Genomic DNA, 13,884 nt, shown 5'->3' on the forward strand with positions numbered 1-13,884 from the left:
CGAGATCAAACGCTGCCTCAAGCGCTACATCGCCCGCGAGCTCTACCGACGCCTCGAAACCCCACCCTCAGCCCTTGACGCGTCATAGGAGCGTCCGGCCGGGTCAGCCGGTGGCCGCGTGCCGCACGACGCCGAGGTGGTGGGCGGCGGTCTCGGCCAGGGAGGCGGCGTCGACGGCCGCCGTCACCACGGTGGCGCCCTCGGCGGCGAAGCCGGCCGCCTCCTCGCCGCTGCGCGCGTGCACCCCCACGGGCACCCCCGCCGCCCGCGCCCGGGCGATGATCGAGGAGAGCACCGCGCGGAGCTCGTCCCGCTGCTCCTCGCCGGTCAGCTCCAGCGAGAGGGCCAGGTCCGCCGGCCCGACGTACAGCCCGTCCAGCCCCGGCACCTCGAGGACGGCGTCGAGGTCGGCGAGCATCGACGCCGCCTCCACCATCACCAGCAGGAGCGGCTCGTCCGCTCCCCCGGAGAGCCGGCCGATCGACCGTCCGCCCGCGGGCGCGTACCGGCAGGCGGCGACGATCTCGCGGGCGTGCCCGGCGTCGCGCACGTTGGGCACGACGAGGCCCCGGGCGCCGAGGTCCAGCGGCCGCCCGAGGTCGGGGAACAGCGAGCTGCGGGTGCGCACCAGCGGCACGGACCCCGCCGCCGTGATCGCCGCGCAGGTGCCCGGGAGGTCGGCCTCCGCGGTGGCGCCGTGCTGGAGGTCGACGACGACGTAGTCGGCGCCGGTCCGGGCCAGCACCTCACCGGTCACCGCCCCGGGCAGCAGGCTCCACAGCCCGTGGCAGGGCCGGCCCTCCGACCACCGTCGCCGCAGCTCCGCCTCGCCCGCCATCCGGCTCCTCCTCCGTCGTCATCCCTGGACCGGTCCGATCCTGCGCGAACGGCCCGCCGCCCGCGACCGAGGGGGCGGTCGCCCCCGCGGGCAGGGTCCAGCCGCACCGGTCGACGTCGAGCCGCGTGCCCCTGCGGCCCGACCCGCCCGGGCGCGGCTCGACCCGCCGGCGGACCGTAGCGCGCCGGCCGCGGGTCAGGCGGGCGGCACCTCGGCGCCGCGCGGCAGCCGGCCCATCAGGAAGAACTCGGGGTTCGGCGTGATCGCCGCGAAGTGCGCGAGCCGGTTGGAGAGCGCGAAGAACGACGTGATCATGCCGACGTCCCACACGTCGTCCTCGGTGAGCCCGTGCTCGGTGAGGGCGGCCAGGTCCGCGGCGGTGACCGAGGCCGGGTCGGCCGCCAGCCGGGTGGCCACCGCGAGGACGGCGTGCATGCGCGGCGACAGCGGGGCCTTGCGCCAGTCCACGGCGACGTGGTCGGCGATGTGCGGGTCCTTGGTGCGGATGCGGGCCACCGCACCGTGCGCGACGACGCAGTAGAGGCAGTCGTTGCCGGCGCTGGTCGCCACCACGATCAGCTCGCGGTCGGCCTTGGACAGCCCCGGGGTCTCCTTGTCCATGAGCGCGTCGTGCATCGCGAAGAACGCCCGCGCCTCGTCCGGCCGCCAGGCCAGCGCGGCGAAGACGTTGGGCAGGAAGCCGGACCTCTCCCGGACCTCCGCGTAGCGCTCGGCGAGGTCCGGGGGCAGCTCGTCGGCGGGGCGGAGGGGGAAGCGGCTGATCGGCGTCTCGGTCACCGGTCCACCCTGGCAGCGCGCGGCGCCGCCGTCACCCCGCGGTGGTGACGGCGGCCAGCACCGCGGGGTAGGCCGCCTCGGCGGCCGCCCGGAGCTCCGCGTCGGTGCGGTCCTGCACCGGGTGGGGGACGAGCACGCACGGCGCCGGGAAGCCCAGCGCGGCGCCCTGCGCGCGGGCCGCCTCGGCGAACGCCTCGCTGGCGAGGAACACCCCGACGACGCCGCGGCGCTCGAGGTCGGCGATGTCGTGCACACTGCACGACGTGCAGGAGCCCTAATCGGCCAGCGCCTCGATGACCACCTCGCACTGCTCGGCGATCTCGTGCCGCAGGTCCACCGGGGCGGTCCGGGCGAAGGTCGGCTTGCGGTAGCGCCGCACGACCGCGCCGTCCGCGGCGAGCAGCTCGGCCAGCCGGTCCAGGACGACGTCGCCGCGTGCCTTGCTGATGTCGAGCAGCCCGACGCTCCGGCCGCGCAGCGAGGCCGGGCGGGGCAGCGGCTCGCGGGCGACCGCCTGCCGCTCGCCGGTCGGGTCCAGGACCGTTCTCATGCGCGCACCTCTCTCGTCACCGGGGCGCTCCCGGTCTGACCGGCCACCCAGCCGCCCACGATCGCGCTGAACAACCCGGCGTCGCCGCCGGCGTGCGCGACCAGCAGACCACCGGGCCGGAACTTCGGCAGCTCCGCCCCCGCCAGGCCGGCGGGCACCCCCTCGGCCATGCCGCCCGCCCCGCGCACCAGCTCCGCGCCGGGCAGGGTCAGCAGCTCCTCCAGCTCGGCCAGCAGGCGGGCCCGGTCCCACCCCGCCTCGCGGAACACCCGGCCGTGCTCGGGCGAGACCACGAGCATCGCGTCGAAGGCCATCGGCAGCTTGGGGTGGGCGTTGACGCGCAGGCAGGCGGCGAAGGTCCGCGCCAGCGACGCCGGGTCGCGGCTGAGCTGGTCGACCACCGGCTGCACGCCCGACCCCGCGAACACGGTCACCGCGTCGCCGGGCACCCCGCGGTCGGCGGCCAGCGGCGGGAACGGGCTGTCGTGCTCGCGCTCGGCGAAGCAGAAGGTGAACTTGCCGGGGTTGCCCAGGGTCGCCCGGTCCACCTCGCCGGGGCGCCCGCCGCCGACGTTGCGGACCACCAGCTGCAGCGCCCGGCCGATCGTGGCGTTGGCGCGGTTGCCCTGCCCCAGGGCGTTGACCCCGCCGTTCATGCCGATCCGCGCGGCGACCGGCCCGTTGACCACCACCACCGGCCCGGCGAAGTACGTCGTCGCCAGCAGCCCGTGCAGCGCGAACTCCTCGGCGGCGGCCGCCTCCAGGGCGGCCAGCACCACCGGCAGGTGCTCGGGCAGGCACCCGGCCATGACGGCGTTGACGGCCACCTTCTCGACGGTGCACTCGACCAGATCGGGCGGGACGACGGCGACCACCTCGCCCGGGTCGCGGGTGGTGCCGCGCAGCATCCGCAGCACCCGCTCCGGCGTCGGCGGCACCACGGGCAGCCCGTCGGTCCAGCCCCGGTCGAACAGCGCCTCGTGCTCGTCCTCGAGCTCGGCGAGCTCGATCCGCCGGCTGACCAGCCCGGTGCCGCCGTACCGCGCCTCCAGTGCGTCGATGCGGAACGGGTCCACCGACAGCGAGCCGCAGCCCGGCCGGTGCTCGGGCAGCCCCTCCCCCAGGCCGGCGACGCCGGTGAGCTCGGCCCACTGCTCCCGGCTCCACCCGACCACCCGGGCGGTCTCGGCGCCGTCGACCACCCGCAGCAGCGTCGGGACGGTCTCGATGCCCAGCCGGTAGGAGAGCTCCAGCTCGGTGTCGTCGCCGTCGAACCACCCGGCGTCGTCCTGGCACCACACGGCGGCGCCGAGCCGCCGCAGCACCGGCTCCACGAGCACGCAGGTGGGGCAGTCGCGCTTGACCACGGCCACGAGACCGTCCGGGAGCTGCACGGCGCGACCCTACCCACCCCGCCCGCCGGCCGTGACGGCGGTCACCGCGGCGCGTCCCGGTGCGGCGGCCCCGGCCGGGACGGCCCTGGCCGGCCCGGGGGCCCGTTCAGCCGGCCCGGGGGCCGAACCGCATCAGGCGGACGGCCTCCGGCAGCGCGGCGAGCCCCGCCAGCAGGTGCGCGGGCAACGGGGCGCTGACGTCGGTGACCGCGTACCCGTACTCCCCGCGCGTGGCCAGCACCTGGGCGTCGACGTTGAGCCCGTGCTCGCCGACGAGGGCGTCGACCCGCGCCAGGACGCCGGGCACGTTGCGGTGCAGCAGGGCGAAGCGGTCGGTCGAGGAGCCGTGCAGGACGACCGTGGGCAGGTTGACGCTCAGCGTCGTCGTCCCCGTGGCGGTGTAGTCGACGAGCTTGCCGGCCACGAACCGCCCGATGTCGTGCTGCGCCTCCTGGGTCGAGCCGCCGATGTGCGGGGTGAGGATGACGTTGGGCAGGCCGCGCAGCACCGAGGTGAACTCGTCGCCCTGCTCCCGGGGCTCGTGCGGGAACACGTCGACCGCCGCCCCGGCGATGTGGCCGCTCAGGATGCTGTCGCGCAGCGCCTCGTGGTCCAGGACGAACCCGCGCGAGAGGTTGAGGAAGATGCTGCGCGGGCGCATCCTGGCGAACTGCTCGGCGCCGAACAGCCCGGCGTTCCCGGCGCGCCCGTCCACGTGCAGCGTGACGGTCTCCGCCCGCTCGAGCAGCTCCTCCAGGCTGTCGCAGCGCTGGGCGTTGCCGAGCGCCAGCTTGTCCTCGAGGTCGTAGAAGATCACCCGCATGCCCAGCGCCTCGGCGAGCACCGACAGCTGGCTGCCGATGTTGCCGTAGCCGATGATGCCGAGCGTCCGCCCGCGGATCTCGTGGCTGCCGGCGGCCGACTTGTCCCAGGTGCCGGCGTGCAGGGAGCGGTCCCGGTCGACCAGCCGCCGGGCCAGGATGATGATCTCGGCGATCGCCATCTCCACCACGCTGCGGGTGTTCGAGAACGGCGCGTTGAACACCGCCACGCCCGCGGCCGCGGCCGCGGTCAGGTCGATCTGGTTCGTGCCGATGCAGAAGGCGCCCACCGCCTGCAGGTCGGGGCGGCTGCGCAGCACCTCCGCGGTCACCTGGGTCTTCGACCGGATGCCGAGCAGGTCCACCCCGTCGAGCGCGGCGACGAGGTCCGCCTCGTCCAGCGCCCCGCGGAGGGACTGGACCTCGTAGCCGGCGGCACCGAGGATCTCGGTCGCGACCGGGTCGATGTTCTCCAGCAGCAGAGCTCTGGGCACGTCCAGGACCTCCTCGACCGTGGGACCGCCGGCCGGTGCACCGGCGCGTCGCCGGGCGTGCGCGACGCCGACCAGTATCCCGGCGGCGCCGGAGCGCCCTGCGACGGGTCCTGCTGCGCCCGGCGCCCGGCGCTGGTCTACTTCCCGGGCGGCCGCACCGGGCGGTCGCGGAGGGAGGCGGTGCGACGTGTGGGCCCACCGGCTGAGCGGACCGTTCGCCTTCGAGCGGGTGGAGGTGGCCGCCCCGCGCGCGGAGGACCTGGCCGCCGGTCAGGTGCTGCTCGCCACGCGGGCGGGTGGCATCTGCGGCAGCGACCTGCCCTTCTTCAAGGGCGCCCCCTTCCTGCACGCCCCGAACCCCGCGGACCGGGCGGCCACGCCGGCGCCCGGCTTCCCCCTGCACGAGGTGGTCGGCGAGGTGGTCGCCAGCCGGCACCCGGACCACTCCCCCGGCGACCTGGTCGTCGGCTGGGCGGCCGCCTTCGACGGGATCGCCGAGCTGGTGGTCACCGACGGCGAGGGGCTGGCCGGCTACGACACCGCGCTGCCGCCCACGACCGCCGTCATGCTGCAGCCGCTGGCGTGCGTCCTCTACGCCGCCGAGCAGCTGGGCGACGTGCGCGGGCGGTCGGTGAGCGTCGTCGGGCAGGGGCCCATCGGGCTGCTGTTCAGCCACGTGCTCAAGCAGCGCGGCGCCCGCCGCGTCATCGGGGTCGACCGGGTGGACCGCAGCGCCGCGGCCGGCGTCTTCGGGGTGGACGAGACCGTCACCGCGAGCTCGAGCCGCTGGGCCGCGACGCTCCCGGACACCGACCGGCCGTCCGTCGTCGTCGAGGCGGTCGGCCACCAGGTGACGACGCTGCAGGACTGCCTGACCGCCGTGGCGCCCGGGGGCGACGTCCTCTACTTCGGGATCCCCGACGACCCGGTCTACCCGCTGGACATGATCACGTTCCTGCGGAAGAACCTCACGCTGCGCGCCGGGGTCACGCTGGAGCGGGCGCGCGTGCTGCGGGACGCGGGCGCCTACCTCGCCGAGCACCCCGGCCTGCGCGACGTCTACGTCAGCGACGTCCACCCCGTCGACGACGTCACCGCCGCCTTCTCCGCCGCGATCCAGCCGCGGGCGGGCCAGTACAAGGTCGTGCTCGAGACGGCCTGACCGGGGGCGCCGGTCAGCCGTCCCTGTGCGACTCGCCCGGGTCCCGGTGCGAGCGCCCGGCGAGCCACCTCTGCCACTCCGCCCGCTCGCCGGCTCCCGGCGCGGCGGAGAGCGCGATCACCGCGACCACCGCCAGGACCGCCACCGCGAGGACGACGGCCGCCACGACCTCCCACTGGAACAGCGGGGGGACGGTCAGGTTGCCGGGGACCGGCGCGGGGCTGGGCGGTGCCATGCGGCACGGTGTGCCCCGCGCCGCAGGCCCGGGAACCCCCGCCGCCGGCGGCTCACCCGAGCGGGCGACGTCACGCAGCGCGACGGGTCCCGGGGCCCCCGACCGGTCCGGGTGCGCACCCCACCCGGGCGGGTGAGCGGCCCCCACCTCGGCGGGCGGACCCCCGTCCGCCCGCCCTAGCGTCGGCCCGATGCGAGCCGGACACGCACGGGAGGAGGCCGCCGGATGAGCACCGCGACCCGGCTCGATGGCCCTGCCGAGGCCACCGACGGCGCCCCGCGCCCGCACCCGAACGTCTCCGGCGACCTGCCGACGCTGTTCCGGGCGGCGCCGATGTTCCGCCGGGCACTGGCCGGCTACGACCGCTTCCAGGTCGACACCTACGTCCAGTGGGCGGAGGACGAGCTGGCGACGGCGGAGCGGGAGCGGGAGCACCTGCTGGACCGCTGCCTGCAGACCCGGACCGCCCTGGACGAGGCGCACCGGCTGCTCGACCACTCCGCGGGCGGCGGTGAGCTGCTGCGGCTCTCCGGGCGGATCGGCTCGATGCTCGCCGCCGCGGCCGACGAGGCGCAGGGCATGACCGCCGAGGCCGAGCAGCTCCGCGCGGAGGCCCGGGCCGAGGCCGAGGAGCTGCGCGCCCGCGCCGCCGACGAGCTGGCCCGCGCCCGCGCCGGCGCCCGCGAGACCGCGGCCGCCGCCACCGCCCGGGCCGGGATGCTGCTCACCGTCGTGGGACGCACCCTCGACGCCGCCGAGCAGATCCGCGCCGACGCGGTCGCCGAGGCCGAGCGCCGCGGAGCCGAGGCGCACGAGGTGGAGCAGCGCGCGGCCGAGCGGGCGGCCCGGTTCGCGGAGGAGGCCGCCGCCGAGGTGGCCCGCGGCCGGCTGCAGGGCCACGCGGAGGTCCTCCGCGTGCTGGAGGCCGGCCGGGAGCAGCGGCGCCGGGCGGACGCCGAAGCGGCAGCCCACCGCGAGCGCCTGGACCGGGAGGCCGCCGACCGGCGGGCGGCCCTGCTCGCGGAGGTCGCCGCCCTCGAGCACCGCCGGGCCGAGCTCGCCGCGGAGGTCGAGCGCGCGGCCCGCACCGTGCCGCCCCGGGCCGACGACCCGGCGGCCGGGACGAGCGGCCGGTTCCGCGACCGCGTCCGCCGCCTCCGGTCCCCGCGGGCGGGCACCGCCTAGCCTCGAGGCGTGGCCTTCACCGTCCCGGACGCGCACCTGCTGGCGCTGGCCGCGCACGAGGGCCAGGTGGACCGGGACGGCCACGACCACTACCTCGCCGTGCTGCGGCCGCTGGCCGAGATGCTGCGCCCGCACGGTCCCGAGGCCGAGATGGCCGGGGTGCTGCGCGACGTGCTGGCCCTCACCCGGGACCACCCCGATCCCGCGCGGCGCTACGACGTCGGCCGGCTGCGTTCCCTGGACGTGCCCGAGGTGGTCGTCGCCGCGGTCGACGCGGTGACCCCGCGGCCCGGCGAGCCCTACATGGGCGGCTCGGTCCGCCGGGCCGCCGCCGACCCCCTGGGCCGGCTGGTCATGCTCGTCGGCAACGCGCTCGACCTCGCCGCCAGCGAGGCGCTGGCCGGCACCGACCCCGACAAGGCGCGCACCCTCCGCGAGGGGCGGTACCGGCCGGCCCGCCGGATCCTGCTCGCCGCCGAGGCCGCCGACCGCCTGCACGGCCGGCGCATCCTCGTCTGAGCCCGGCCCACCGCCCGTCAGCCGGGAGGTCCGGACCCGTCCGGCCGGAAGGTGGCCAGGGCGGTGGCGAGCATGGCGTAGTACCCGACCAGCCAGACCAGCGCCGCCAGCGCCTCGACGCCCAGGACCGACGCGGCCTCGGCGTAGCCGTCGTCGTCCAGCTCGCCGCCGTCGAGCAGCCGCCACGTCGTCGCGACGACGACCTCCTCGGCCGGGTCCAGGCCCTCGGGCACCCGGCCGTCCAGCAGGGCCTGCAGCTGGGCGGTGGCGATGCCGGCGGCGCGGGCGGCCTGCTCGTGCGCCAGCCACTCGAAGTGCGACCGGCGCCGTGCCGCGACGGCGAGGATCGCCAGCTCCCGCGCCCGCGGGCCCAGCAGCTGCTCCCCCCGCAGCGCCGCGCCCACCGCCTGCACCGCCGAGCCGATCCCGGGCGCCAGCAGCATGGCGGCGAACGGCCCCAGCAGCCGGCCGGCGTCGTCGGTGATCGGGACGACCGACGCCTGGGCCTGCCGGGGGCCCTGCGTGATCTCGGCGTGCAGCCGGGCGCGCTCGCCGTCGAGCGCCGCGGGGTGCAGCAACGGGATGCGGGCCGGCCCGCGGGGCACCGGCCGGCCGGTCAGGTCCTCGGACACGGCACACCCTCCTGTCGCGGCACGGGATCCTGAGCCTAGGGGCCGCGGCTACGCGGCGGGACGCAGCAGGGCCGCGACCTCCGGCCGGGCCGCGTGCGCGCCGGCGGCGAGGAACGACCGCGAGACCACGTCGTCGAGCCGCGCGCGCGACATCATGTCGTTCCCCATCACCTCCTGCTCCTCCGGGCCGGGCGTGAAGACGACGGTGCGCACCCCCTCGGCCTCCAGCGCCCGCACCTCCCGGCGCAGCAGCCGGTCGGCGTACCGGCGCGCCGCGGGGAACACGCCGGGGCGCCAGCCGGTGGGCCCGCTCATCGGGGCGACGACGACCACGACGTCGAGCCCCTGCCCGCGCAGGACAGCGGCGTTGGTCGGCGAGTGGGCGCCGCCGTCGACGTAGGCGTGCCGGCCGATGGGCACGGGCGCGAAGTACCCCGGCACCGCGCACGAGGCGCCGATCGCCCGGTGCAGCGGCGCCGGCGGCGCGCCCGGCCGGCCGAACACGACCCGGCGGCCGTCCCGGCGGCGGACGGCGGTGATCCACAGGTCGCGCGCGGGCCAGCCCGGGCCCTCCAGCTCGCGCAGCGCCGACAGCTGCTCGAGGACGTCGTGCCGGCCGGGCGCCATGAGCGCCATGCCGGCGGCCAGCGGCCGGAACAGCAGCGGGCGGGTGAGAGCACGCCGCACCATCTGCGGACCGGGCGGCCGCAGCGGGCGGCGCAGCAGCTCCCACGGCCGGAAGGGGGCCAGCTCCGGCAGGGGTGTCTCGGTGATCTGCCGCAGCACCTCACCGTCGTCCGACAGCGGCGCCCTGACCGTCCAGGCCGCGAGGTCCTCGGGTGAGACACCCAGCCGCAGCAGCGCGCCGGTGATCGAGCCGGCCGAGGTGCCGACGACCACGTCTGCGGACCGGGCGTCGAAGCCGACGTCGTGCTGCAGGACGGCCAGCACGCCGGAGTGGTAGGCCTGCCCGACCACCCCTCCGCCGCCCAGCACCAGGCCGACCCGGGTCACGGTCCCGAGCCTGCCACGGCTCCACCGGGCGAGCAGGTCGTGACCGGGCGCGGAGGGGGCGGCGCCGGAGCCGGCCGCGGCGGGCGCACCGCCGCGCCGCCACCGGGGATCAGTGCAGGGCGGCGTCGGGCGGGCCGGTGACCCACCGCCGGAAGCGGACGACGAGACCCGCCCGGGTGGGGGCGCAGCAGTACGGCCCGGCGGCGACCGGCACGCCCTCCGGGAAGGGGCAGAGGCGCACCAGCCGGAACGGCTCGTCGTCGACCCGGGCCCGGACCGTCACCGCGTCCCCGGCCCGGCTGGCCCGCACGGTCACCCAGCGCCCCGCCCAGCCGGGCACCGGGGCCACCGACCAGTCCGAGCGCCCCAGCGTGACGACGGCGCCGACCTGGGGCGACCCGTCGGAGACCTCGACGCCGGCCTTGATCCAGGTCTCCGCACCGGCCCGGAGCACCAGCCCGGCCTGGTCGAACTCGCCGTCCCAGCCCAGGTCGAAGGTCACCTCGACCGCGCCCGGCGACGGCAGCGGCGCCAGCAGCGCGTGCGCGTCGTCGTGGACGAAACCGTAGGAGGTGTGCCGCCACGCGTCGCTGCCCTCCACGGCGGTGACCAGCAGGTCGGGGCCGTCCTCCTGCACGGCGGCCGGCGGAGCCGTCCAGGTGCCGGCGCTCCACGGCTGCCGGCGCAGCCCGTCGTCCGCCATGACCCGGGACGGTGGCCGCGCCGCCTACTCGAAGTACCGCCGCGGGGTGTCGACGAGCATCTGCCGGAGCTGCTCCTCGGTCATCCCGCGCTCGCGCAGCATCGGCAGCACGTCCTTGCTGATGTGGGTGTAGTTCCAGTTCGGCTGGACCTGCCGGAAGGCGGCCCGGGCCGCCGGGTCGGGGAAGTAGTCGATGAAGCAGCTGGCGTCGTGGGCGAGCACCATCCGGTCTGCGTAGCCGCGCTCGGCCAGGGCCACGATCGTGTCGACCCGCGAGGACGTGGGGTTGTAGATGTCCAGGCCGAAGCGGTCCATGCCGAGCAGGCAGCCGGCCTCGGCGAGCTCGCTGAGGTAGTCCAGGTCGTTGCTGTCGCCGGCGTGGCCGATGACGACCTTGGTGAGGTCGACGCCCTCCTCGCCGAACACCTGCACGGCGAGCCGTCCGGCCTCGTTGAGCGAGGACGTGTGCACGGTGATCGGCGCGCCGGTCTCCCGGTGCGTGGCGGCGACGGCGCGCACCGTGCGCTCGACGCCGGGCGTGAGCCCCTTGGCCTCGATCACGCACTTGAGGAACGCCGCCTTCACGCCCGTGTCGGCGATGCCGTCGCGGATGTCACGGGTGAAGTCGTCGACCATCGGGTCGGTTGGCAGATCCAACGCCAGGCCGGGGCCGCGGTGCTCGTACTGGTGCGGGATCTCGTCGTAGGTGTAGAGGCCGGTGGCCACGATGATGTTGATGTCGGTCTGCTCGGCGACCCGCTGCACCCGCGGGATGTAGCGCCCCAGACCCCAGACCGTGGGGTCGACGATCGTGTCGATGCCGAGCGCCTTGAGCTCGTCGAGCTGGCTCACCGCGTCGGCGACCCGCTCGTCCTCGTCCCACCAGTCGCCGGTGCCGTAGTTCTGCACGTGCTCGGTGGAGAGGACGAAGACGTGCTCGTGCATGAGGGTGGCGCCGAGGTCGGCGGTGTCGATCGGGCCACGGACGGTCTCGACGGTGGGCACTGCGGGGCCTCCAAGGGTGGGATTCTTCCGGTCGGTCGGCCACCCTTCGGGGTCCCGCGCCGAGCGTGCGTGGCGTGGGGGGAAGGGTGGTCTTCTCTCAGCGGAATGCCTGCCAGTCGGTCTGCTCGCGCAGCGGCGGCTTGAGCACCTTGCCGCCGGGGTTCCGCGGCAGGGGGTCGCTGCGCACCGCGACGAACTGCGGCACCTTGAAGTCCGCGAGCCGGTCGCGCGCGAAGGCGAGCAGGTCCGCCGGGTCCAGGTCGCGGCCGGGCAGCGGGACGACGACGGCGCCGACCTTCTCACCCATCATCGGGTCGGGTACGCCGACGACCGCCACCTCCCCGACGGCGGGGTGGGCGGCCAGGGCGTTCTCCACCTCGACGCAGTACACGTTCTCGCCGCCGCGGTTGATCATGTCCTTCTTGCGGTCGACGACGTGGACGAGGCCCTCGTCGTCGATGCGCGCCAGGTCGCCGCTGTGCAGCCAGCCGTCGACGAAGGTCTCCGCCGTCTGCTCGGGCTTGCGCCAGTACCCGGCCACCACGTTCGGGCCCCGGATGAGCAGCTCCCCCACGCCGGTGGCCGGGTCCGGCTCCGCCACCTGCAGGTCGACGACGGGCGCGGCGAACCCGACGGAGTCGGCGTGCTCGGCGGCGTACTCGTCGGGCAGGTAGGTCGAGACCGAGGAGGTCTCGGTGAGCCCGAAGCCGTTGCCCACCCGGGCGGTCGGGAAGGCCGCCTTGATCCGGTGCACCAGGTCGGGGGCGATGGGCGCGCCGCCGTAGCTGACCGCGCGCACCGAGGAGGTGTCGATGTCGGCGAAGCCCGGCTGCTGCAGCGCGAGCCAGTAGATGGCCGGCACCGTCGTCAGCAACGAGATGCGCTCCTCCTCGATCGCCCGCAGGAAGGCGCCGACCTCGAACGCCGGCATGACCACCGCCCGCCCGGCGACCGCGGTGACCACCAGCAGCTGGGAGTTGCACCCGGTGACGTGGAACAGCGGCACCGAGATCAGCGTCGACAGCCGCTCGTCGCGCGGCAGGGCCAGGCAGCGCAGGCAGGTCTCGACGTTGGACAGGAAGTTCTCGTGGGTGGTCATCGCACCCTTGGGGAAGCCGGTCGTGCCGCTGGTGTAGAAGATGCCGGCCAGGTCGGTGTGCCCCTGGTCGGTCACCGCCAGCGGCTCGCCGTCCGGCAGGGGTGCGCCGGGCTCGACGACGACGGCGGCGCCCGAGTCCTCGACGACGTAGCGCACCTCGGGCTCGGCGAACCGGGTGTTCACCGGGACGACGACGGCGCCGGCGAGCAGCGTCCCCCAGAAGACCAGCACCCAGTCGGTGCCGTTGCCCAGCCGGTTGGCGACCCGGTCCCCCGGCTGGACGCCGGCCGCCCGCAGCCCGCCGGCCACCCGCGCCGCCCGGTCCCACAGCTGCCGGTAGGTGAGCCGCTCCCCGCCGAGCTCGGCCAGCGCCTCGGCGTCCGGGTGCGCGTCGACGGCGGACCGGAGCAGGTGCACCAGGTTCTGCGGCAGCCCGGTGTAGCGCCGGATGCCGTCCGGCCCCACCTCCGTGCCGCTCCGGTCGAAGGGGCTGGGCATCCACGACCTCCCGCTACCGGCCGCTGACCTCGTCGTCCGCGGCGTCCCGGCAGTCTGTCGGTGGGCGGCCGCCGTGTCCACCAGCGGCTCCGCGCCGGTGCCGGGTCAACCCAGCAGCGGGCGCAGGTTCTCCGTCCAGACGTCCCAGCCGAGCCGGCCGATGAGCGCCGTGACGACGACGAGGAAGACGACGCGGATGAAGCCGCTCCCCCGTGTCGTCGCCGTCCGGGAGCCCAGGTAACCGCCGAGCATGTTGGCCCCACCCATGAGGAGGCCCAGCCCCCAGAACACCGCGCCGATCGGGGCGAAGAACAGCAGCGCCCCCAGGTTCGTCGCGACGTTGACGATCTTGGCCTTCGCGCTGGCGTTCAGGAAGTCGTAGCCGAGCAGCGACACCATCGCGAACACCAGGAAGGAGCCGGTGCCGGGACCGAGGATGCCGTCGTAGAAGCCGATGCCCGCCCCGAGCGCGCCGGCGACGCCGTGGTGCCGCCGCCCGGTGTGCCGCAGCGCCGTGACCTCGCCCAGCGACGGCCGCAGCAGGGTGAACGCCGCGATGGCGACGAGCGCGACGACGATGACCGGTTTGAACACCGCCGCCGGCAGCGCCGCCGCGACCGAGGCCCCGGCGAAGCTGCCCGCCAGCGCCACCACGGCCATCGGGAGGGCGGTGCGCAGGTCGGGGCGGACCCGCCGCTGGAAGGTGATCGCGCTGGTCGTGGTGCCGAAGATCGACGACAGCTTGTTGGTGGCCAGCGCCTCCACCGGGCTGACCCCCGGCACGAGCAGCAGCGCGGGCAGCTGCACCAGCCCGCCACCGCCGACGACGGCGTCGATCCACCCGGCGGTCAGCGCGGCCACCAGCAGGAGCAGCAGGACGCTGCCGGAGATGCCCTCGGGCAGCAGGTCGACCGGGAAGACGTCCCCCACCCTCGCC

14 protein-coding genes and 1 pseudogene are annotated in these 13,884 nt (G+C 76.1%); 3 read left to right on the forward strand and 12 right to left on the reverse strand.

Features of this window, described 5'->3' with window-relative positions:
* Positions 1–103 precede the first annotated feature (103 nt).
* The 5 genes and pseudogenes from E9565_RS19270 to serA form a co-directional block, all read right to left on the reverse strand.
* Positions 104–838: an HpcH/HpaI aldolase/citrate lyase family protein gene (locus tag E9565_RS19270; RefSeq protein WP_236825977.1), complete on the reverse strand. Its 735-nt coding sequence runs from the start codon at positions 836–838 to the stop codon at positions 104–106.
* Between the two features lie 195 nt (positions 839–1,033).
* Positions 1,034–1,636, reverse strand: a complete 603-nt coding sequence (locus E9565_RS19275; RefSeq protein WP_236825978.1) for a peroxidase-related enzyme — start codon at positions 1,634–1,636, stop codon at positions 1,034–1,036.
* Positions 1,637–1,667: 31 nt separating this feature from the next.
* Positions 1,668–2,186: pseudogene (locus E9565_RS23010) on the reverse strand (UGSC family (seleno)protein).
* Positions 2,183–3,580 carry a thioredoxin family protein gene (locus E9565_RS19290; protein ID WP_236836509.1) on the reverse strand — a complete coding sequence of 466 codons (1,398 nt, stop codon included), beginning with the start codon at positions 3,578–3,580 and terminating at the stop codon, positions 2,183–2,185. The pseudogene E9565_RS23010 and the gene E9565_RS19290 overlap by 4 nt, the downstream one beginning before the upstream one ends.
* A 106-nt stretch (positions 3,581–3,686) precedes the next feature.
* Positions 3,687–4,895, reverse strand: a complete 1,209-nt coding sequence (serA, locus tag E9565_RS19295) for a phosphoglycerate dehydrogenase (RefSeq protein WP_236825982.1) — start codon at positions 4,893–4,895, stop codon at positions 3,687–3,689.
* A gap of 187 nt (positions 4,896–5,082) precedes the next feature.
* Here serA and E9565_RS19300 point away from each other — a divergent pair, with 187 nt between their 5' ends.
* Complete coding sequence (locus E9565_RS19300) at positions 5,083–6,057, forward strand: zinc-binding dehydrogenase (protein ID WP_236836511.1); 975 nt, start codon at positions 5,083–5,085, stop codon at positions 6,055–6,057.
* Between the two features lie 13 nt (positions 6,058–6,070).
* On the opposite strand, the gene E9565_RS19305 is transcribed toward E9565_RS19300, so the two are convergent.
* Positions 6,071–6,292, reverse strand: a complete 222-nt coding sequence (locus E9565_RS19305) for a hypothetical protein (protein WP_236825984.1) — start codon at positions 6,290–6,292, stop codon at positions 6,071–6,073.
* A 225-nt stretch (positions 6,293–6,517) separates the two neighbouring features.
* On the opposite strand from E9565_RS19305, the gene E9565_RS19310 reads away from it, so the two are divergent.
* Together E9565_RS19310 and E9565_RS19315 are read left to right on the forward strand one after the other, a co-directional pair.
* The gene (locus E9565_RS19310; protein ID WP_236836512.1) at positions 6,518–7,477 is read left to right on the forward strand and encodes a hypothetical protein; all 960 of its coding nucleotides are present in this window, start codon (positions 6,518–6,520) and stop codon (positions 7,475–7,477) included.
* A 9-nt stretch (positions 7,478–7,486) separates the two neighbouring features.
* Positions 7,487–7,996, forward strand: a complete 510-nt coding sequence (locus E9565_RS19315; RefSeq protein ID WP_236825986.1) for a phosphohydrolase — start codon at positions 7,487–7,489, stop codon at positions 7,994–7,996.
* 17 nt (positions 7,997–8,013) lie between these two features.
* Here E9565_RS19315 and E9565_RS19320 read toward each other — a convergent pair whose 3' ends face one another.
* The 6 genes from E9565_RS19320 to E9565_RS19345 form a co-directional block, all read right to left on the reverse strand.
* Entirely contained in the window at positions 8,014–8,628 is a 615-nt protein-coding gene (locus E9565_RS19320) for a carboxymuconolactone decarboxylase family protein (RefSeq protein WP_236825987.1), read from the reverse strand.
* A 48-nt stretch (positions 8,629–8,676) separates the two neighbouring features.
* Entirely contained in the window at positions 8,677–9,642 is a 966-nt protein-coding gene (locus E9565_RS19325) for a patatin-like phospholipase family protein (RefSeq protein WP_236825988.1), read from the reverse strand.
* 109 nt (positions 9,643–9,751) lie between these two features.
* Positions 9,752–10,345, reverse strand: coding sequence for a DUF1349 domain-containing protein (locus E9565_RS19330; protein ID WP_236836513.1), 594 nt, complete (start codon positions 10,343–10,345; stop codon positions 9,752–9,754).
* Between the two features lie 24 nt (positions 10,346–10,369).
* On the reverse strand, positions 10,370–11,350 hold the full coding sequence (locus E9565_RS19335; RefSeq protein WP_236825990.1) for a phosphotriesterase: 981 nt from the start codon (positions 11,348–11,350) through the stop codon (positions 10,370–10,372).
* Positions 11,351–11,447: 97 nt separating this feature from the next.
* Positions 11,448–12,947 (reverse strand): class I adenylate-forming enzyme family protein, encoded by a 1,500-nt coding sequence (locus E9565_RS19340; RefSeq protein WP_236836514.1) that lies wholly within the window; start codon positions 12,945–12,947, stop codon positions 11,448–11,450.
* 105 nt (positions 12,948–13,052) lie between these two features.
* A partial coding sequence (locus tag E9565_RS19345; protein ID WP_308196164.1) for a TSUP family transporter occupies positions 13,053–13,884 on the reverse strand: 832 nt, incomplete at its 5' end.

Source organism: Blastococcus sp. KM273129 (assembly GCF_021698995.1).
Classification (GTDB): domain Bacteria; phylum Actinomycetota; class Actinomycetes; order Mycobacteriales; family Geodermatophilaceae; genus Blastococcus.